Annotated in this window: 17 protein-coding genes and 1 pseudogene; 1 reads left to right on the top strand and 17 read right to left on the bottom strand. The window is 67.2% G+C overall.

All coding sequences use genetic code 11. The annotated features are described in order from the left end of the window. Window positions 1–66 precede the first annotated feature (66 nt). From HB681_RS29740 to HB681_RS29700, 9 genes and pseudogenes are all read right to left on the bottom strand, one after another. A pseudogene (locus HB681_RS29740) lies at window positions 67–1,731 on the bottom strand (ATP-dependent DNA ligase); the annotation flags it as partial. Continuing rightward, complete coding sequence (locus HB681_RS29735; protein ID WP_213958527.1) at window positions 1,728–2,870, bottom strand: ligase-associated DNA damage response exonuclease; 1,143 nt, start codon at window positions 2,868–2,870, stop codon at window positions 1,728–1,730. The pseudogene HB681_RS29740 and the gene HB681_RS29735, both read right to left, overlap by 4 nt. 120 nt (window positions 2,871–2,990) lie before the next feature. Beyond that, window positions 2,991–3,416 (bottom strand): surface-adhesin E family protein, encoded by a 426-nt coding sequence (locus HB681_RS29730; RefSeq protein ID WP_213958475.1) that lies wholly within the window; start codon window positions 3,414–3,416, stop codon window positions 2,991–2,993. A gap of 64 nt (window positions 3,417–3,480) precedes the next feature. After that, on the bottom strand, window positions 3,481–4,587 hold the full coding sequence (locus HB681_RS29725) for an SMP-30/gluconolactonase/LRE family protein (protein WP_213958474.1): 1,107 nt from the start codon (window positions 4,585–4,587) through the stop codon (window positions 3,481–3,483). A gap of 69 nt (window positions 4,588–4,656) precedes the next feature. Further along, window positions 4,657–5,544 (bottom strand): 2-hydroxy-3-oxopropionate reductase, encoded by an 888-nt coding sequence (locus HB681_RS29720; protein ID WP_213958526.1) that lies wholly within the window; start codon window positions 5,542–5,544, stop codon window positions 4,657–4,659. An 18-nt stretch (window positions 5,545–5,562) separates the two neighbouring features. Beyond that, on the bottom strand, window positions 5,563–6,360 hold the full coding sequence (locus HB681_RS29715) for an aldolase/citrate lyase family protein (RefSeq protein WP_213958473.1): 798 nt from the start codon (window positions 6,358–6,360) through the stop codon (window positions 5,563–5,565). Between the two features lie 31 nt (window positions 6,361–6,391). Then, the gene (gudD, locus tag HB681_RS29710) at window positions 6,392–7,735 is read right to left on the bottom strand and encodes a glucarate dehydratase (protein WP_213958472.1); all 1,344 of its coding nucleotides are present in this window, start codon (window positions 7,733–7,735) and stop codon (window positions 6,392–6,394) included. 292 nt (window positions 7,736–8,027) lie between these two features. Next, window positions 8,028–8,990: a tripartite tricarboxylate transporter substrate binding protein gene (locus HB681_RS29705; protein ID WP_213958471.1), complete on the bottom strand. Its 963-nt coding sequence runs from the start codon at window positions 8,988–8,990 to the stop codon at window positions 8,028–8,030. Window positions 8,991–9,112: 122 nt separating this feature from the next. Then, window positions 9,113–10,144 (bottom strand): LacI family DNA-binding transcriptional regulator, encoded by a 1,032-nt coding sequence (locus HB681_RS29700; protein WP_213958470.1) that lies wholly within the window; start codon window positions 10,142–10,144, stop codon window positions 9,113–9,115. Between the two features lie 92 nt (window positions 10,145–10,236). Between HB681_RS29700 and hpxZ the strand changes: the two genes are divergently transcribed. Then, on the top strand, window positions 10,237–10,614 hold the full coding sequence (gene hpxZ / locus HB681_RS29695; protein WP_213958469.1) for an oxalurate catabolism protein HpxZ: 378 nt from the start codon (window positions 10,237–10,239) through the stop codon (window positions 10,612–10,614). 22 nt (window positions 10,615–10,636) lie between these two features. Here the strand turns inward: hpxZ and HB681_RS29690 are convergent, their stop codons facing one another. From HB681_RS29690 to atpD, 8 genes are all read right to left on the bottom strand, one after another. Continuing rightward, window positions 10,637–11,206, bottom strand: a complete 570-nt coding sequence (locus HB681_RS29690; RefSeq protein ID WP_213958468.1) for a DUF3617 family protein — start codon at window positions 11,204–11,206, stop codon at window positions 10,637–10,639. A gap of 106 nt (window positions 11,207–11,312) precedes the next feature. Beyond that, window positions 11,313–12,485, bottom strand: a complete 1,173-nt coding sequence (locus HB681_RS29685; RefSeq protein WP_256735148.1) for a Gfo/Idh/MocA family oxidoreductase — start codon at window positions 12,483–12,485, stop codon at window positions 11,313–11,315. A 74-nt stretch (window positions 12,486–12,559) separates the two neighbouring features. After that, window positions 12,560–13,522 carry a substrate-binding domain-containing protein gene (locus HB681_RS29680; protein WP_213958467.1) on the bottom strand — a complete coding sequence of 321 codons (963 nt, stop codon included), beginning with the start codon at window positions 13,520–13,522 and terminating at the stop codon, window positions 12,560–12,562. 41 nt (window positions 13,523–13,563) lie between these two features. After that, on the bottom strand, window positions 13,564–14,580 hold the full coding sequence (locus tag HB681_RS29675; protein WP_213958466.1) for an ABC transporter permease: 1,017 nt from the start codon (window positions 14,578–14,580) through the stop codon (window positions 13,564–13,566). Beyond that, window positions 14,561–16,078, bottom strand: coding sequence for a sugar ABC transporter ATP-binding protein (locus HB681_RS29670; protein ID WP_213958465.1), 1,518 nt, complete (start codon window positions 16,076–16,078; stop codon window positions 14,561–14,563). The genes HB681_RS29675 and HB681_RS29670 overlap by 20 nt, the downstream gene beginning before the upstream one ends. Before the next feature lie 43 nt (window positions 16,079–16,121). After that, window positions 16,122–17,291, bottom strand: coding sequence for an ROK family protein (locus HB681_RS29665; RefSeq protein WP_213958524.1), 1,170 nt, complete (start codon window positions 17,289–17,291; stop codon window positions 16,122–16,124). A gap of 329 nt (window positions 17,292–17,620) precedes the next feature. Beyond that, on the bottom strand, window positions 17,621–18,040 hold the full coding sequence (locus HB681_RS29660; RefSeq protein WP_213958464.1) for a F0F1 ATP synthase subunit epsilon: 420 nt from the start codon (window positions 18,038–18,040) through the stop codon (window positions 17,621–17,623). Between the two features lie 129 nt (window positions 18,041–18,169). Beyond that, window positions 18,170–19,576, bottom strand: coding sequence for a F0F1 ATP synthase subunit beta (gene atpD, locus HB681_RS29655; RefSeq protein ID WP_213958463.1), 1,407 nt, complete (start codon window positions 19,574–19,576; stop codon window positions 18,170–18,172). Window positions 19,577–19,795: the final 219 nt, after the last annotated feature.

Raw genomic sequence — 19,795 nt, 5'->3', positions numbered from 1 at the left:
GGCGCCACGCCGACGCGTGCCCGCGCTCGTGCCCGTGCCCGTGTCCACTCCCGCTCCCGCAGCAGGCGGCAGCAACGCGGCCAGCGTGTCGAGCGTGTCCGCCTCCTCCACCGGCTTGTCTTCTCGCCACCGCAGCATGCGCGGAAAGCGCACCGCGATGCCGCTCTTGTGCCGCGTGCTGCGCGCGATGCCTTCGAACCCCAGCTCGAACACAAGCGTCGGCCGCACGCTGCGCACCGGGCCGAAGCTCTCGACAGTGGTCTTGCGGATGACCGCATCGACGCGGCCCATCTCCGCATCGGTCAAGCCCGAGTACGCCTTGGCAAACGGCACCAGCTTGCGGTCCTCCTGCCCCGGCGCTGCGTCCCACACCGCGAAGGTGTAGTCGCTGTAGAGGCTCGCGCGACGCCCGTGGCCGCGCTGCGCATAGATCAGCACCGCGTCGATGCTGAGCGGATCGATCTTCCACTTCCACCAGGTACCGACGTCCTTGGTGCGGCCCACGCCATACGCGGCGCGGCGCTGCTTCAGCATCATCCCTTCGACGCCCATCTGGCGCGCGGCCTCCCTTTTGCGCGCCAGGTCGGCCCAGCTTGCGTCGGTGAGCATCGGGCTCGCGATGAGTTGCGGATGCCGCAGCTGCGCGACCAGTTCATCGAGCAACGCGCGGCGCTCGTCCTGCGGCAGCGCGCGCAAGTCCTGGCCCTGCCATTCGAGCAGGTCGTAGGCGAGCAATACGACGGGTATGTCGCGTAGCAGCTTTGCGCCGAGCGTCTTGCGGCCGATGCGACGCTGCAACTCCGCAAAGGGCTGCACGCGACCTTCGCCCGCAGGGGAAGTCTCATCGCCGCGCCATACGACGATCTCCCCGTCCAGCACGGTGCCATCGGGCAATGCCTCGCCCATGGTCGCGAGTTCCGGGAAGCGGTCCGTCACCAGTTCCTCGCCGCGCGACCACAGCCACACCGCGCCGGCACGCTTCACGAGCTGCGCGCGGATGCCGTCCCATTTCCATTCGACGATCCAGTCGGCGGGCGGCCCGAGCAGTGCGTCGAACTGCTCGATCCCCACGTTGAAGGGATGCGCGAGGAAGAAGGGATACGGCTGGCCGCTGGTCTTCTGGTTCTGTTCGCCGTCGCTCTCGGCTGCAATCAGCGCGGCATAGTCTTTCGCGGTCGGCTGCCCGCCGATGTGCGTGTAGCCCATCAGCCGCTGCGCGACGCGCTTGGCATCGATGCCGCCCACGGCCGCCAGCGCCTGCGTCACCTGCAGCTTCGACACGCCGACGCGGAAGGCGCCGGTGATGAGCTTGAAGTACACCAGCCGCTCGTCCGGCGCGAGTTGTCGCCACTGCGCGCGCAGCGTGTCGGCGAGTTGCTCCGGCGCGGTCTTGCGCAGCGGCAGCAGGTGTTGCTCGACCCAGGTCGCCAGGCCGAGGTCGTGTTGTTCCGAGGGTGGCGGCAGCAGCAACGCGATGGTTTCGGCCAGATCGCCCACCGCCTCGTAGCTTTCGTCGAAGAGCCACTCCGGCAGGCCGGCCGCCTCCTGCGCGAGCAGGCGCAGCAGCTTCACCGGCACGAGCTGGCGCGGCTTGCCGCCCGCGAGGAAGTACACGGCCCAGGCCGCGTCCTGCGGTGCCGCGACGCGCAGGTAGCGCTGCAGCGCGGCCTGCTTGCCAAGGCTCGACGTGGTCGCGTCCAGTTCGCGATACAGCGCCGCAAACCTTTTCATGGCTGTTCTTTCGCGTCCTTCGCGGAACCTTCGCGTCCTTCGCGTACGGCCAAGTCCGCTCCCGCTCCCGATCCCGATCCCAATGCCGCCTCCGCCCGGTCCGCCACGTCTTCATCGCCGTACTCGGTCTTGAAGCCTTGCGCATCGAGCCCGTTCTCGCAGAGCCAGCGCACCATCACCGCCACGCTGCCGTGCGTCACCAGCACGCGCTCGGCACCGGTGCCGGCGATGGCCAGCTGCAAGCCGGGCCAGTCGGCGTGGTCGCTCATCACGAAGCCCCGGTCGACGCCGCGCCGGCGCCGCGTCCCACGCAACTGCATCCAGCCGCTGGCAAAGGCATCCGCATAGTTGCCGAAGCGCCGCATCCATGGCGTGCCCTGCGCCGAGGGCGGCGCCAGCACCAGCGCACGCTTGAGCATCGCCGCGTCGACGCCGGCGTCGGTCACGCGCACCGTCGGCGGCAGCGCCACGCCGGCCGCGCGGTACACCGCGTTCAGCGGTTCGACCGCGCCATGCACGACGATCGGCCCGATTGACGCGTCCACCCCATGCAGGATGCGCTGCGCCTTGCCGAAGGCATAGCAGAACAGCACCGACGCCCGGCCCTCCTCCGCATTGCGCCGCCACCAGTCGTCGATCTCGGCGAACAGCACGGCTTGCGTCGGCCAACGGTAGATCGGCAGGCCGAAGGTGGATTCGGTGATGAAGGTGTCGCAGGGCACCGGCTCGAAGGGCGGGCAGGTGCCGTCGGGCTCGGTCTTGTAGTCGCCGGACGCCACCCACACGCGACCGCCATGTTCAAGTCGCACCTGCGCCGAGCCCAGTACGTGGCCGGCCGGATGCAGCGACACGCGCACGCCGTGGTGCTCGATTGCCTCGCCATAGGCGAGCGTCTGCAGCTGGATGTCAGCGCCGAGTCGGCTGCGCAGGGTGCCTTCGCTGTCGGCCTGCGCGAGGTAGTGCCCGTGGCCGACGCGCGCATGGTCGGAGTGCGCATGCGTGATGACGGCGCGCCCGACCGGGCGCCAGGGGTCGATGTAGAAATCGCCGGGCGGGCAGTACAGGCCCTCGGGCCGCGCGACGACGAGATCGCCGGGACGCGAGGCGGAACTGCCGGATGGCGCGGTGGGCTCGGTCATCGGCTCGGTCGTCGGCTCGGTCATCGGCTCGTTCAGCGGCTCGTTCATGGCGTGCCATCGTAGGCCGCCGCACGCGTGCGCGCACGGAACGGGGCGCCGCGAAGCGCTGTGGGCAGCGGACTACGTCGGGCCGCTGCGGCAGGCCGCCCGAATGATGCGGTCGGTCGGGTTCGGCTCGACGTCGAGGAACTGCATCGGCTTCGGCTCGGTCGTGTACTCGGTGGTGATGGCCGGCAGGCCGGTCCACAAGGGCTCGGGGTAGAAGGTCGCGATGATGTAGCTGGCCTTGTTCGCGCGGCAATCGAAGGCGACCCGGGCCTCGTAGGAACGGTAGGGCAGCTTGTCCCAGTTGAGCCGGCGCTTCGACCGGTTGACCCGCATGTACATGTTCTTCACGCCGCTGGGCAGCGTCAGGGCCACGGGATCGACCTGCACCGTGTCCACGTCGGGCGATTGCGGATTGCCCACCACGGTGAACCATGCGGTTTCAGCGCATGCGCCCACCCCGGCGCAAGCCAGGCACATCGACACGAACCACTTCTTCACGCCGACTCCTTTCACCGTTGTTCACCACGGTGAACTGTAACGGCTGCGTCGGTTTTAAGGCGTCTCAAACCGCCCCGTGCGACTCCACGTAGAGCGCGTACAGCGAATGGCTGCTCGCCATGTACAGCCGGTTGCGCTTGGGCCCGCCAAACTCCAGGTTGGCGCAGCGTTCGGGCAGGCGGATGAAGCCGATCGGCTTGCCTTGCGGGCTGAACACCTTCACGCCGTCCATGTCTTCCGGCCTGGCCAGCGGCTGGTGCGCCTTCATGCCGCCGGGCACGTCGGTGGCCTCGGGCGCGAAGGCGCCGGTGTAGCCCCAGCCGCACCAGAGGTTGCCGTCGCGGTCGACACGGAAGCCGTCGATGGACGCCGGGCCGCCCGCGTCGATCAGCTTGGTCTTGCCCGACACGCTGCCGTCGGCGCCCACGTCATAGCTCCAGATGCTGCGGTTGGGCGTGCCCTTCCACTCGACCACGTAAAGCTTCTTCTCGTCGGGCGAGAAGGCGATGCCGTTCGGATTCAGCAGGTCGGTGATGACGGCCGTCAGGTTGCCGTCTGGTGCGAGGCGATAGACGTTGGTCGTGGCCTGCTCGGATGTACCGCGCGCACCCTCCCACTCGCCACCGATGCCGAAGATCGGATCGGTGAACCAGATGGTGTCGTCGGACTTCACCACGATGTCGTTCGGCGCGTTGAGGCGCTTGCCCTCGAACTTGTCGGCCAGCACCGTCACCTGGCCATTCTTCTCGGTGCGCACGATGCGCCGCGTCACCGAGTGCTCGCAGGTGACCAGGCGGCCCTGTCGGTCGCGCGTGTTGCCGTTGGCATAGTTGACGTTCTCCTTGTGCACGCTGAACTTGCCCGTCTTCTCGTCGAACTTCATGAGGCGGTTGTTCGGGATGTCGCTGCACAGGAGGTAGCCGCCTTCCGGGAAGTACACCGGCCCTTCGGCCCAGCGCATGCCGGTGCCGACCTGCTCGACCGTGCTGCTGTAGAGCCGGTACTTGGCAAAGCTCGGGTCGAGGATCAGCACCGCCGGGTCGGGGTAGCGTTGCGCCGGCTTGAAGTCGAAGGACTGCGCGCCGGCCAGGCCGCCCAGCGCCGCGAGTCCCGCGCCGGCCGCCGACTTGAGGAAGCCGCGGCGCGCCTGAAGGCCAGTGTCATCTTGCATTTGTCTGTCTCCGTCTTGTTTTTCGAGGGAAACCCGCCCACCCGGCGGGCGCTTGCAGGTCTTCGCGGCTCAGCCTTGCGCGACCTCGTGCGAAGCCATCAGTTCCAGCGCCTTGACCAGCGCCGAATGGTCGAGCTGGTCCCAGCCGTTGGCGGCGCAGGCGCCCATGAGTTGCGCGGCGGAAGCCGTCTGCGGCAATGCGACGCCGATGGCCTTGGCACCCGACAGCGCGAGGGCCAGGTCCTTCTGGTGCAGCGCGATGCGGAAACCCGGATTGAAGGTGCGCTTGATCATGCGTTCGCCGTGCACTTCGAGGATGCGCGACGAGGCAAAGCCGCCCATCAGCGCCTGCCGCACCTTCGCCGGGTCGGCGCCGGCCTTGCTCGCGAACAGCAATGCCTCGCCCACGGCGGCGATGTTCAGCGCCACGATGATCTGGTTGGCCACCTTGGTGGTCTGCCCGTCGCCGACGCCGCCGACGTGCGTGATGTTCTTGCCCATCAGCTCGAACAGCGGCTTGGCCTTGGCAAAGGCTTCCTCGGTGCCGCCGACCATGATGGTCAGGCTCGCGGCCTTGGCGCCCACTTCGCCACCGGAGACCGGCGCGTCGAGGTAGTCGCAGCCCAGATCGGCGATCTTCTTCGCGAAGGCCTTGGTCTCGATCGGCGAGATGCTGCTCATGTCGATCACGGTCTTGCCCTTCGACAGGCCCTCGGCAACGCCGCCCTCGCCGAACAGCACCGCCTGCACGTCGGGCGTGTCCGGCACCATCAGGATGATGACCTCGGCCTGCTGCGCGACTTCCCTGGCGGAGGCGCAGGCCACGGCATTGCTCGCCGCGATCTCTGCGTTCACCTTGCTGCGCTTGACGTAGTAGAGCTGGTGGCCGCCGTTGACGAGGTGCAGGGCCATGGGTGCGCCCATGATGCCGAGGCCGATGAAACCGATCTTCATGATGTGTTGTTCCTTCTGGGTTCAGTAAGTGGAGGAGCCGGACGAGGTTGCGACGACCGGCTCGGCGCGCATCTTCGACAAGACCGCCTGCGAGCCCGCAGCCATGAGCCGCGCGTCCGAGCTGACGGTGACGAACTGGAAGCCCTTGGCGATGCGGCTCATCGCGCCTTCGGGCGTGCCGTTGTGGATGCCGGCGACCAGGCCATGGGCCTTGGCGCGTTCGAGGATGTGGTCGATGGCTTCCTGTGCCTTCGGGTCGACGTCGTCGAACACCGGCCGGCAGCCCAGGGCCAGCGACAGGTCCGACGGCCCGATGTAGACCGCATCGAGCCCTTCGACCGACATGATCGCGTCGAGGTTGTCGAGCGCCTGCGCGGTCTCGATCATCGCGAAAGTGACGATGGAGTCGTTGGCATGCGTGGCGTAGTCGGCGCCGCTGTAGAGCAGCGCGCGGATCGGGCCGAAGCTGCGCGTGCCGCGCGGCGCGTAGTGCGTGTAGGCGACCAGCTTCTGCGCCTCTTCGCGCGTGCTGATCATCGGGCAGATGACGGCGGAAGCGCCGGCGTCCAGCGTCTTCATGAGCGCGCTCGGGTCCAGCCAGGGCACGCGCACGACAGGCACGGTGTCGGTGGTGGAGATCGCCTGCAGCATCGGGATCATGGCCTGGTAGTCGACCACGCCGTGCTGCAGGTCGATGGTCAGCGAGTCCCATCCCTGGTGCGCCATCGTCTCGGCCGAGAAGCTGTTGGCAATGGCCAGCCATCCATTGATGGCGGCGCCGCCGGATTTCCAGAGTGTGCGCAAGCGGTTTTCTCTCATGGCGAGCCTTTTGGTTGTGTTGGGGTTGAAATCAGCGGTCGAGTGCGGGGCGTTTCGGATCGAACTTCCAGCCCGGCACGAGGAACTGCATGGCGATCGCATCATCGCGCGACCCGAGCCCGTGTTCCTTGTAGAGCTGGTGCGCCTTCTCGACCTCCACCATGTCGAGCTCGACGCCCAGGCCCGGCTTCTTCGGCACCTGCACCAGGCCACCGACGATCTGCAGCGGCTCCTTGGTCAGGCGCTGGCCGTCCTGCCAGATCCAGTGCGTGTCGATCGCGGTGACGCGACCGGGCGCGGCAGCGCCGACGTGGGTGAACATGGCCAGCGAAACGTCGAAGTGGTTGTTCGAATGCGAGCCCCAGGTCAGGCCCCAGTCGCGGCAGGTCTGCGCCACGCGCACCGAGCCGGCCATGGTCCAGAAGTGCGGGTCGGCCAACGGGATGTCGACCGATTGCAGCGCCAGCGCATGGCTGAGCTGTCGCCAGTCGGTGGCGATCATGTTGGTGGCCGTCGGCAGGCCGGTGGCGCGGCGGAACTCGGCCATCACTTCGCGGCCCGAAAAGCCTTCCTCGGCGCCGCAAGGGTCCTCGGCATAGGCGACCACGCCGCGCATGTCGCGCATCAGGCGGATCGCGTCCTTCAGCAGCCAGCCGCCGTTCGGGTCCAGCGTGACGCGTGCCTGCGAAAAACGCTCGTGCAACGCGACGATGGCCTCGATCTCTTCTTCCGCACGCAGCGCGCCGCCCTTCAGCTTGAAGTCGTTGAAGCCGTAGCGCGCGTGGGCGGCCTCTGCCAGCTTGACGATGGCGTCGGGCGTCATGGCCGCTTCATGGCGCAGGCGGAACCAGTCGTTGTCCGCGCCCGGGTCGCTGGCATAGGGCAGGTCGGTCTTCGCCTTGTCGCCGACGTAGAACAGGTAGCCGAGCATCTCGACCGCCTCGCGTTGCTGGCCTTCGCCGAGCAGCGCCGCGACCGGCACGCCGAGGTGCTTGCCCAGAAGGTCGAGCAGCGCCGACTCGATGGCCGTCACCGCGTGGATCGCGATGCGCAGGTCAAAGGTCTGCAAGCCGCGCCCGCCGCTGTCGCGGTCGGCGAACTTCTGCTGCACCTCCTGCACCAGCCGTTGCTGCGAGCCGAGCGGCTGGCCGACGATCAACTCGCGCGCGTCCTCCAGCGTCTGCCGGATCCTCTCGCCACCCGGCACTTCACCGACGCCGGTGTTGCCCGAGCTGTCGGTGAGGATCAGCAGATTGCGCGTGAAGAACGGCCCGTGCGCGCCGCTCAGGTTGAGCAACATGCTGTCGCGGCCCGCGACGGGAATCACGCGCAACTCGGTGATGACGGGGGTGGCTGAGGAAGCGGGTGCGTTCATGGTTCTACGTGGGGGTGTGACAGTAATGGGAGCCCGAATCAAGCGCAATCAGATTCGTCGGGCAAGCGCATCTCGACGAGCGCGATCAAGATTCGTGAGACTCCCCGGGACCGGCTTGCCGGGCGACCGGTGTCGCCCCCGGTACGGGGTGGGAGCAGATACGCGAAGTGCGCGGCGACTTGGGGACGAGCCAAGCGCAACTGCGGAGCCGGCGTTGCCGACCCGTCGGTGTCGCCTCCGGTGGGGGTGGGCGCTCCACGCGCAGTGAGGCCAAGCTGGGGCGGAGCAACACTCAATCCGCCGTGATCTTTCCGATCTCGATCACCTTCTTCCAGCGCGCGTACTCGGCCTGCTGAAACGTGGCGAACTGCGCCGGCGTGTTGGCGACGACCTCGAGCCCGATGGCCGAGAACTGCTGCTTCACGCCCGGATCGTTGAGCGCGGCGACAGTGGCTTCGTGCATCTGCGCCTTGATGTCCGCCGGCAGTCCCTTGGGCGCGACCAGCGCCTGCCAGGAATAGACGTCGACGCCCTTCACGCCCGCTTCGCCGAGGGTCGGCACGTCGGGCAGCACCGGCGAGCGCTTGTCGCCCGTGACGGCCAGCGCCTTGAGCTTGCCGGCCTTGATGTTCTGCACGACGGCGTTGACGTTCTGGAACGACGCATCGACCTGGCCGCCCAGCAGGTCGGTGATGGCCGGCGCCCCACCCTTGTACGGCACGTGCAGGCCGGTCGTGCCGGTCTGCTGCCAGAACACCTCCGCCGTGAGGTGGTCGCTGGAGCCGTTGCCCGACGAGGCGAAGGTCATCTTGCCGGGGTTCTTTTTCTCGTTGGCGATGACGTCGGCCACGCTGTTCATCGCCGAATTGGCCGGCACCACCAGCACGTTGGGCGCCTGCACGGCGACGGTGATCGGGTCGAAGTCCTTGAGCGCGTCGTACTGCATGCCCTTGATCAGGTGCGGCGCGATCACCAGCGGGCCCAGCGAGGTCACGAGGAAGGTGTAGCCGTCGGGCGCGGCGCGCTTGACCTGCGTGGCGCCGATGGTGCCGGTCGCGCCGGCCCTGTTGTCGACCACGAAGGACTGACCGAATTTCGCGCCGAGCCTGGTGCCGATCGCGCGGCCCACCATGTCGGTCGAACCGCCGGCCGGGAACGGCACGACGATGGTCACCGGCTTGCTGGGCCAAGCCTGGGCGAAGGCGCCTGTGGCGGTTGCCACGCCGATGGCGAGCGCCGCGATTGCTTGCTTCATGAGCTTGTCTCCTGGAAATTCGCGCCGATCTCGGTTTGGTAGCGCTATCTATTTGTCGAAGATTGAATGATAGCGCTACCGTTCATGCCGTCAAGTCCTTCGGTCACCTGGTTGAAGGAGACTCAGGCGCTTTCGCGCTCGACGATGGAAAAACCGACGTCGACCACCCGCTGCGCGATCTCGTGCCCTTCGGCCCGGTCGACGATGAACTGGGCGGCCTGGCGCCCTATCGCGGTGCCATCGATGCGGACCGTGGTCAGCGCGGGATGCAGGTCGGCCGAGAACTCCAGGTCACCGAAGCCGACCACGGCCAGCCGGCCGGGCACCGCGATGCCGCGCGACTGCGCCTCTGTCATCACGCCGAGCGCGAGCAGGTCGGAACTGCAGAACACCGCGTCGACGGAGGGGCTGCGTGCCAGCAACTCGCCCAGCGCGATCCGGCCGCTCTTGAGCGTGGTCGGCGCGGGCATCCGCACCACCGGCACCTCGCCCCGGCCGGCGGCCTGGGCCGCTTCCCGGAAGGCGGCCAGCCGCCGGATCGAACGCTCGTCATCGCCAGCCACCACCGCAAGCGACTTGCGCCCCTTCGCAACGAGGAATCCGGCCACCGCGCGCCCTACCTCGGCGTGGGAGAAGCCCACCAGCATGTCGAGCGGCGTGGGCGTCAGGTCCCAGGTCTCCACCACCGGAATGCCCGCGGCCATCAGCCGTTTGCGCCCCTCGGCCGAATGCACGATGCCGGTCAGGACGATGCCGTCGGGCCGCCGCCCGATGATGGCTTCGAGCAGCGCGTCCTCGCGTGAATCGACGTACCCGCTCTGGCCGAGCATCAGTTGGTAGCCGTGCGCCGCCAGCGCATCGGTGAGCGCCTGCACCGTCTGCTGGAACACCGGCCCGGAGATGGTCGGAACCACCGCGGCCACCAGCCGGCTGCGCGCCGACGCCAGGCCGCCGGCCAGCACGTTGCGCACATATCCGGTGCGGCTCACCGCATCGGTCACCTTGCGCAGCACGTCCGCGGACACCTGCGAAGGCTTGCTCAAGGCCCGCGAGGCGGTGATCGGCGCCACGCCGGCCAGCTTGGCCACGTCATGCAGGGTGACGGCGCCGCTGCCGCGCCGAGGACGTCGTGTGGGGCTGGCGGAACTGCTCATTCTTGCGATTCTACCGACGCGTTAGCGCTACCGCCGATGGATCGGCGACGTGGCGAAGCCATTCGGCATGCAACTTGCACTACGCTGCCGCCATGACCGCCATCAATCTCCCCGACGTCCTCGCCGAAGTCGAAGCCGTCTTCGCGCAATACCAGCAAGCGCTCGTGAGCAATGACGTGCCCGTGCTCGACATGCTGTTCTGGAACTCCCCCCACACGCTGCGCTATGGCGCGAGCGAGAACCTCTACGGCTACGACGCGATCCGCGATTTCCGCAAGGGCCGGCCGGCGGTGAACCTCGAGCGCGAGATCACCGCCACCTCGGTCACCAGCTTCGGCCAGGACTTCGCCGTGACCAACGTCGAGTTCAGGCGCGCCGGCAGCGACCGCATCGGCCGGCAAAGCCAGACCTGGGTGCGCATGCCCGAAGGCTGGCGGGTGGTGTCTGCCCACGTCAGCCTGATGGGTTGAGCGGAATACGGGCGCGGCCTCGTTACTTCTTCGGCTGCTGCTTCATCATTTCCAGCACGTTCATCGTCTGCCCGCCCGGCATGACCATGTCGCCTGGCTTCTGGCCGGCCTTGCAGGGGCCGAGCCACTTGGCTTCCATGACGGTCTCGCCCTGGGTCCGGCCCATCATCGGCGGGTCGTAGGTGGAACGCATGACCATGCGGTAGGCGGAACCAAAGTCGCCGCTGATCACGCCGTGCGTGGTCGCGGTGCTGGCGGTGCCGCTGCCCAGGTCGATGCGGCACACCGAATCGACGACGAAGCCGCCGCCCTCGGCCCGCATTTCCTGCTTGCTGCACATCTTCTCGCCGATGCCCATGCCCATCTCGCGCATCGCCTTGTCGCTCGCGGTGTCGATGCATTGCTGGGTGACGTGCGCCGCGAGCGTCTTCGCGCCGGTGGCCCCACCGGTCTGCAAGCTCATCTCCCAGAGCCCGGGCTTGCGCGGCGGATAGTCGGTGGGCGAAGCGGCAAGCGCGCTGCCGCAGAGCAGGCAGAGCGCGACGCAGGTCAGCGGCTTTTTCAGGGTCGGAAACGGGGAAGGCGCAAGCATGCTGGGCTTGTACAGCGCCGCGTCGCGCACCGATATAGCGCAATCGGCATACGCCCGCCCGCCGCAGTGGCCACGTGCCACAGCGCGCCTCAGCGGATGCGGCGGTTCAGCCGGCCCAGGGTGTCCACTTGGCCTCGCTCGCCGCGGACGCCACCGTGCGCTCGATGAAGCGCACGCCGCGCGCACCGTCTTCCACGTGTGGATAGTCGGCGACCAGCGGGTCGGCCTGGCTGCCGTCCAGCCTGGCGCGGATGTCGGCGATGACGCCGGCATACACATTGGCAAAGGCCTCGATGAAGCCTTCCGGATGCCCGGCCGGAATGCGGCTTGCGCGCTGCGCCGCCGGATGCAGCCACGACGCGCCGCGCGTGTAGATGCGAAGCGGTCCGTCGTGCGGCAGGTGCTCGAGACGGCTCGGCTGCTCCTGGCGCCAGACCAGCGTGCCGAGCGAGCCCGACACGCGCAGCCGCAGGTCGTTCTCCAGCCCCGCGTTGATCTGCGAGGCGATCAGCACGCCGCGCGCCCCACCCTTGAAGCGCAGCAACAGGCTGCCGTCATCGTCCAGCGCGCGGCCCGGCACGAAGCGCGTGAGGTCGGCGCAGAGGCTTTCGATCTCCAGCCCGGTCACCGTGGCGACGAGGTTCTCGGCGTGCGAGCCGATGTCGCCGATGGCCCCCGCCGCGCCGCTGCGCGCCGGGTCGGTGCGCCAGTCGGCCTGCTTGTTGCCGGTGCCTTCCAGGTGAGATGCCAGCCAGCCCTGGTTGTATTCGACGACGACCTTGCGCACCTCGCCGATCTCGCCGGCCTGCACCATCGCGCGGGCCTGCCGCACCATCGGATAGCCGGTGTAGTTGTAGGTGACGCCGAAGACCGTTCCTTGCCTTTGCACCGCCGCCACGAGCGCATCGGCCTGCACGCAGGTGTGCACCAGCGGCTTGTCGCACACCACGTGAAAGCCCGCGTCGACGAAAGCCTGCGCCACCGGGTAGTGCACATGGTTGGGCGTGACGATCGCCACGAAGTCGATGCGTTGGTCGGCCGGGCGCTTCAACTCGTCGGCGAGCAACGATTGCCAGTCGCCATGGTTGCGGTCGTCGGCCAACAGCAAGTCGCGGCCGGAGGCGCGCGCCTTGTCCGGCGTGGAGGACAACGCGCCCGCCACGAACTCGGCCTGCCCGTCCAGCGCGATCGCATGGCGATGGACCGCGCCGATGAACGCATCGCGCCCGCCGCCGACCATGGCGTAGCGCAGCTTGCGCGGGGAAGTTGAAGTGCTCATGGATGGGCCCAAGGTCTGGAAGTTGTCTGGCCCCTCTCCCTCCGGGAGAGGGAGCAATACCGGGGAGCGATCGCTCAGAACGGCGAATCGGGGTGATAGAACTCCTTGGCGTTGTCCTTCGTGATCAGCACCGACGGAATGATCGTGGTCGCCGGCAGCTTCTCGCCCTTCAGCCGCGCTTCGGCCGTCAGCTTGATCGCGTCGTAGATGAACTTCGGCGAGTAGCTCACGTCGGCCGTGATGCGCTTGTCCTTGCCGTCCATGATGGTCTTGACCATGTCCTTCGCACCGGCGCCGCCGAAGATGACCTTGATGTCGTCGCGCTTGGCCTGTTCGATGGCCTTCAGCACGCCCACCGCCATGTCGTCGTCGGCGGCCCAGATCGCGTCGATGCTCTTGAAGCGCGTGAGGTAGTCCTGCGTCACCTTGAAGGCATCGTCGCGGTTCCAGTTGGCGTACTTGGCGTCGAGCAGCTTCACGTCGGGGCTGCCCTTGAGCACCGAGTTGAAGGCATCCATGCGTTCGTTGTCGAGCGTGGTCGCGATGCCGCGCAGCGCCACCACGTTGCCCTTGCCGCCCAGCTGCTTGACGATGTACTCGGCCGGGATCTTGCCGAAGGCCGTGTTGTCGCCGGCCACGTAGGCGTCTTGCGCACTGGTGTCGGTCAGGCCGCGGTCGACCACCGTCACGTAGGCGCCCTTGGCCTTCACCTGCGCCACCGGCTTGGTCAGCGCGGCCGATTCGAACGGGAACACGACCAGCGCGTTGATCTTGGTCACGGTCGACAGGTCCTGCAGCTGGTTCGCCTGCTCGCCGGCGTTGGCCGCCGTCTTGATCGTGATCTTCAGGTCCGGGTTGGCCTTCTCCAGGTCCTTCTTCGCCTGGTTGGCCCAGTAGTTGATGCCGCCCATGAAGCTGTGCGTGGCGGCCGGGATCGACACGCCGAGATTGACCTTCTCGGCGGCCAGCGCCGGCAGGCTGGCGAACGCAGCGGCCGCGACGGCGGTGAGTGCGATGCGACGGGTGATGGATGTCATGCGGGATGTCTCCTAGGGGTGGTTGGAACGACGGGAACGAACTAGCGACGACCGCGCTGCAGGAACGCGACGATGATGATCACGAAGCCCTGCACCGCAGCGTTGAGGTACACGCTGATGATGCTGGTGAGGTTCAGGATGTTGCTGATGACCGAGAGCAGGATTGCGCCGATCACCGTGCCGGTGATGCTGCCTGCGCCGCCCTTGAGCGCGGTGCCGCCGACGATCACGGCCGCGATGGCTTCCAACTCCCACAGCAGCCCGGTGGTCGGCGATGCGGAGCCCAGGCGCGGCACGTAAAGCAGCGTCGCAACACCCACGCAGACGCCGAGCAGCACGTAGGTCAGGATCTTCACCCGGTCCACGTCGACGGCGGCGTAGCGCGCGACCTGCTCGTTGGACCCGATGGCCTGGACGTAGCGCCCGTAGGCCGTGCGGTTGAGGATCAGCGCGCCCACCACCGCGACGATGACGAACACCCACACCGGAATCGGAATCCCCGCGAGGCTCGCGTAATAGACCGGCGCGTAGAGGTCCGACAGATCGTTGTCCAGCGTCAGCGCGCCGCCGTTCGCAAAGTACGTGAGGTATGCCCGAAAGATCCCCAGCGTGCCCAGCGTCACGATGAAGGGCTCGATCCGCCCCTTGGTGATCAGCAGCCCGTGCGTCAGCCCGAACAGCGCACCCAGCACCACCGCCAGCCCCGCGCCCAGCACCACCGCCATCAGCGGCGAGCCCGTCGCCGGTCCCGCCCAATTGATGAACATGATCACGCTCCCCGCGATCAGCGCCGCCATCGAGCCCACCGACAAGTCGATGCCGCCCGAGATGATCACGAAGCACATGCCCACCGCGATGATCCCGATGAAGGCCGTACGGGTGAGCACGTTCATCACGTTATCTGGCGTCGCGAAGTCGCTGTTGAGCAGCGTGCCGGCGATGCAGAGCAGCACCAGCCCCGCGACCGGCCCGATGCCGCGCAGGTGCTCGGTCCAGCGCGGCTTGGCCTCGGCGCGGTGCTGGGCGCCCTCGGACTCTTTAGTTTGTTCCGGTGGCATGAGCGATCAGCCCCTCTTCGGTGAGATGGTCCGCGTCCAGCGTGGCGACGATCCGGCCCGCGCGCATCACCGCGACGCGGTGGCACAGGCCGATCAGTTCCATCAACTCCGACGAGACGACGATCACGGCGAGCCCTTCGCGGGCCAGTCGCTGGATCAGGAAATAGATGTCGCGCTTGGCGCCGACGTCGACGCCGCGCGTCGGTTCGTCCAGCACCACGATCCTCGGCTTCGGCTGCAGCACCTTGGCCAGCGCGAGCTTCTGCTGGTTGCCGCCCGACAGCGACGACGCCTTCGCCTCCAGCGTTCCGGTGCGGATGCCGTAGTCCTTCACCGCCTGGCCGAGCGCCGCGCGTTCCGCATCGGGCCGCAGCCATGGGCGGGCGTATTGCTCCAGCGCCATCAGCGTGAGGTTCTGGCGCAGCCCGAAGTTCACGTGCAGGCCCTTGCCCTTGCGGTCCTCGCTCAGGTAGGTGAAGCCGTGCCGCGCCGCATCGCGCGGATTGCGCAGGCGCACCGGCTTGCCGAGGATCTGCACGTCGCCGCTCGACGGGCGCAGGCCCATCAGGCCTTCGAACAGTTCCGTGCGCCCCGCGCCCACCAGCCCGGCAAAGCCCAGGATCTCGCCCGGCCGCACCTCGAAGCTCGCCTCCCGCGCCCATCCGGGCACGCTGAAGTCGCGTACCTGCATCGCGGGCGGGGCGTCGTGCGCCACGAGGTCGCGCGGCGGAAAGAGATCGGCCAGTTCGCGTCCGACCATGAGGTTCGCCATCTGTTGCCGCGTGAGATCGGCCGTCGGCGCCCGCGCCACGAAGCGGCCATCGCGCATCACGATCACCTCGTCCGTCACGCGCTCCACTTCGTCGAGCTTGTGCGAGATGTAGACGATGGTGACGCCGTCCGCGCGCAACTGCGCGATGAGCTTGAACAGGCGCTCGGTCTCCCCCGGCGTGAGCGTGGCGGTCGGCTCGTCCATGATCAACAGCCGCGCGTGCCTGGCGATCGCCTTGGCAATCTCGACCAGCTGCTTCTCCGCGACGATGAGGCGCCGCACCTTTGTGCGCGGGTCGATCTTCAGCCCGACCTCGGCCAGCGCCGCCGAGGACTCGCGCTCCATCGCCGCGTCGTCGAGCCAGAACCCCTTCTTCTTCTCGTGGCCGAGAAAGATGTTCTGCGCCACGCTGAGGTCTTCCGCCAGGTTGAACTCCTGGTGGATCAGCACGATGCCCAGCGCCTCGGCGTCGCGCGAGTTGGCGAAGTGCTGAACCGCGCCGTTGACGCTCACGCTGCCGGCGGTGGGTTGCTCGTAGCCGGCGAGGATCTTCATCATCGTGGACTTGCCCGCGCCGTTCTCGCCCAGCAGCCCGTACACGCGCCCCGGCGCAAGCGAGAAGCTCACGCCATGCAGCACCTGCACCGGGCCGAAGGCCTTGACGATGTCGGTGAACTCGACCGCGACACTGCGCTTCACGGTTTGCGGCGAGACGACGGCGTTCATTCGGTCGCTCCAGCGGCCAAGGGCACGCACCCGCGGCGGTTCGTCACGGCGCCACCCCCCGAACCTTCAGCGTCTCATGCAACGCGAGCACCCCGGCCCCGATCACGCCGCCCTGCATGCCCAGCGGCGTGTACTGGATCTCCAGGTGCCGCGTCGACAGCGCCAGCGAACGCTGGTACACGCTCTGCCGCACGGCCGCCAGGAACAGCGGCCCGATGCCGGTGATGCCGCCGCCGATGAACACATGCGAAGGATTGAAGAAGTTGACGACCGACGCCAGCATCTGACCGATCAGGTTGCCGGCACGCTGGATGATGCCGTTCGCTGCGGCATCCCCCGCGCGGCTCGCCTCGCCGACATCGGTGGCCTCGATACGCCCCTTCTCGCGCAAGCAGGCGGCCAGCGCCGCGCTCTCGCCCGCCTGGGCCGCCTCGACCGCCATGCGCGTAATGGCCGGTCCCGCCGCCATCGCCTCCACGCAACCCACGTTGCCACAGTGGCAACGCGGCCCTTCCTGGTCCACGCAGATGTGGCCCACGTCGCCGGCCGAACCCGCGGCGCCGCGGTACACCTCGCCATGGCAGACGATGCCGCAACCGATGCCCGTACCCACCTTGATCACCAGGAAATTGCTCAGCGAGCGGCGCAACCGCCACAACTCGCCGAGCGCCATCAAGTTGACGTCGTTGTCGACGAACACCGGCGCGGCACATTCCTCGCGCAGATAGTCGCGAATCGAGAAGCTGTCCCAGGCCGGCATCAGCGGCGGGCTGACCAGTTGCCCGATCGCGAAGTTCACCGGCCCCGGCACCCCGATGCCGACGCCCAGCACATCCCTGGCCGTGAGCCCGGCTTGCGCCAGCAGCTCCCGCATCAGCGCGCGAACCCGCGCCAGCACCACGCCGGGGCCCTGCCGCACGTCTGCGGATTCGCCGTGCTGCGCCAGCAGCGTGAGGTCGGGACGCAGGATCGCCACGTCCAGGCTGGTCGCGCCGATGTCCACACCAATGAGCGCACCGAGGCCGGCGTTGAGCTGGAGGTTTTCCGCACGGCGGCCGCCCGACGAAGGCTGCAGGCCGTACTCGGCCAGCATGCCCTGGTCGATCAGGCCAGCGATCAGCGTATTGGTCTTGCTCTTGGAGAAGCCGAGGCGTTCCGCCATGCCATGCCGCGAGCCACCGGCCGACCAGAAGGCCGCCTCCAGCAACTGCATTTCATCGGCAGTGACCCCGCTCCAGCGCATCAGCACCTTGTCTCCGTCGTTGTTCTTGCACGGCATCTGCGTGCCGGGCGAAGGCGGATACTAGGAGCTTGGCTTCAGCCGGGCAAGGCCTATCTTTGGTCTATTTCAGTCTGAAGATCATTCGTCGCCGGGGAGTTCGGCTGTGCAGCACGTTTTACCCACGTTGCCGTGCACACCGGTGCAATAGCCCCGTGTCTTGTTTTCATCGATGCCTCCCTGGGCACCGATGCTCGCCAGCCGTCACCCAGACGTGAAAAAGCCGCCCGAAGGCGGCCTTGCGAAAAGCGCGAATCTTGCGCTTACTTGGATTGGCGGTACTTGCGCAACGCTGCGATCTGCGCGGCCATAACGGCCAGTTCCGACTGCGCCATGGCGATGTCGATGTCGCTCTTCGCGTTCTTCAACGCCTCTTCGGCCGCGGCCTTGGACTTGTTCGCCTTCTCTTCATCCAGGTCCTTGCCGCGGATCGCGGTGTCGGACAGCACGGTGACAGAAGTCGGCTGCACTTCCAGGATGCCGCCGGCGACGAACACGAACTCTTCGCCGCCCTCGGCGGTCTCGATGCGCACCGCGCCGGGGCGGATGCGCGTGATCAGCGGCGTGTGGCGCGGATAGATGCCGAGCTCGCCGGCTTCACCGGGCAGCGCGACGAACTTGGCCTCGCCCGAGAAGATCTGCTCTTCCGCGCTGACCACGTCCACATGAATGGTGTTTGCCATTGGTTGTCCTTTGCCTTATTGAAGAAGGGTGCGGAAAGCAAGCAGTCAGCCGTCTGGTTAGGCGCCGCGCGGAGCCGTACAACAGTACGGCGAGCACGGCAACGACGCCAGACGGTCGAATGCGCCGCTTTACGCGACCTTCTTCGCCTTCTCGAAAGCCTCGTCGATACCGCCCACCATGTAGAACGCTTGTTCCGGCAGGTGGTCGGCTTCGCCGTTCACGATCATCTTGAAGCCGCGGATGGTTTCGGCCAGCGGCACGTACTTGCCAGGCGAGCCGGTGAACACTTCGGCCACATGGAACGGCTGCGACAAGAAACGCTGAATCTTCCGGGCGCGGGCCACGGCCAGCTTGTCGTCCGGTGCCAGTTCGTCCATGCCCAGAATCGCGATGATGTCGCGCAGTTCCTTGTAGCGCTGCAGCGTGCCTTGCACGGCGCGGGCCACGTTGTAGTGCTCTTCGCCGACCACGTTCGGGTCGAGCTGGCGCGAGGTCGAGTCCAGCGGGTCCACGGCCGGGTAGATACCCAGCGAAGCGATGTCACGCGACAGCACCACGGTGGAATCCAGGTGGGCGAAGGTCGTGGCGGGCGACGGGTCGGTCAAGTCGTCGGCTGGCACATACACGGCCTGGATCGAGGTGATCGAGCCGACCTTGGTCGACGTGATCCGCTCTTGCAGGCGGCCCATTTCCTCGGCCAGCGTCGGCTGGTAGCCCACGGCGGAAGGCATGCGGCCCAGCAGCGCCGACACTTCGGTACCGGCCAGCGTGTAGCGGTAGATGTTGTCCACGAAGAACAGCACGTCACGGCCTTCGTCGCGGAACGACTCGGCAATGGTCAGGCCGGTCAGCGCCACGCGCAGACGGTTGCCCGGGGGTTCATTCATCTGGCCGTAGACCATGGCCACCTTGGACTCGGCCAGGTTCTCCAGGTTCACGACGCCGGAGTCGGCCATCTCGTGATAGAAGTCGTTGCCTTCGCGGGTCCGTTCACCCACACCCGCGAACACCGACAGACCCGAGTGAGCCTTGGCGATGTTGTTGATGAGTTCCATCATGTTCACGGTCTTGCCCACGCCGGCGCCACCGAACAGGCCCACCTTGCCGCCCTTGGCGAACGGACACACAAGGTCGATCACCTTGATGCCGGTTTCCAGCAGGTCTTGCGAAGGCGACAGTTCGTCATACGCCGGTGCCTTGCGATGGATCGACGCGGTCAGCGTCTGGTCGACCGGGCCGCGTTCGTCGATGGGCGCGCCGAGCACGTCCATGATGCGGCCGAGCGTGCCCTTGCCCACAGGCACCGTGATCGGGGCTTGCGTGTTGGTCACGATCAGGCCGCGGCGCAGGCCGTCGGACGAACCGAGCGCAATGGTACGCACCACGCCGTCGCCAAGCTGCTGCTGCACTTCGAGCGTCAGCGCGCTGCCAGCGAACTTCAGGGCGTCATAGATTTTCGGCATCTGGTCGCGCGGGAACTCCACGTCGACCACGGCGCCGATACATTGAACAATCTTGCCTTGCACTTCAGCCATTTTTCGATTCCTTCAAGATCTCAAACTTGCACTGGCTCTCGCCAAACCGTGTTCAGGGCCCACCGGGCACTTACTTCAACAAAAAACTGCGTAAATAACTTCTTGCAGAAGCGCCCGGACCCTGTTGTCAGACGCTTTTGCAAGAACGCCGGCTATCGCCAGCATTCCCGCACTTCTATCTTCAGCGCTTCACTTCTTTTCAGAAGCTGGCTTTTCCGC

It is taken from the genome of Variovorax sp. dw_954, from assembly GCF_018449755.1.
Taxonomy (GTDB): domain Bacteria; phylum Pseudomonadota; class Gammaproteobacteria; order Burkholderiales; family Burkholderiaceae_C; genus Variovorax.
This window is presented reverse-complemented; position numbering and strand designations above follow the sequence as displayed.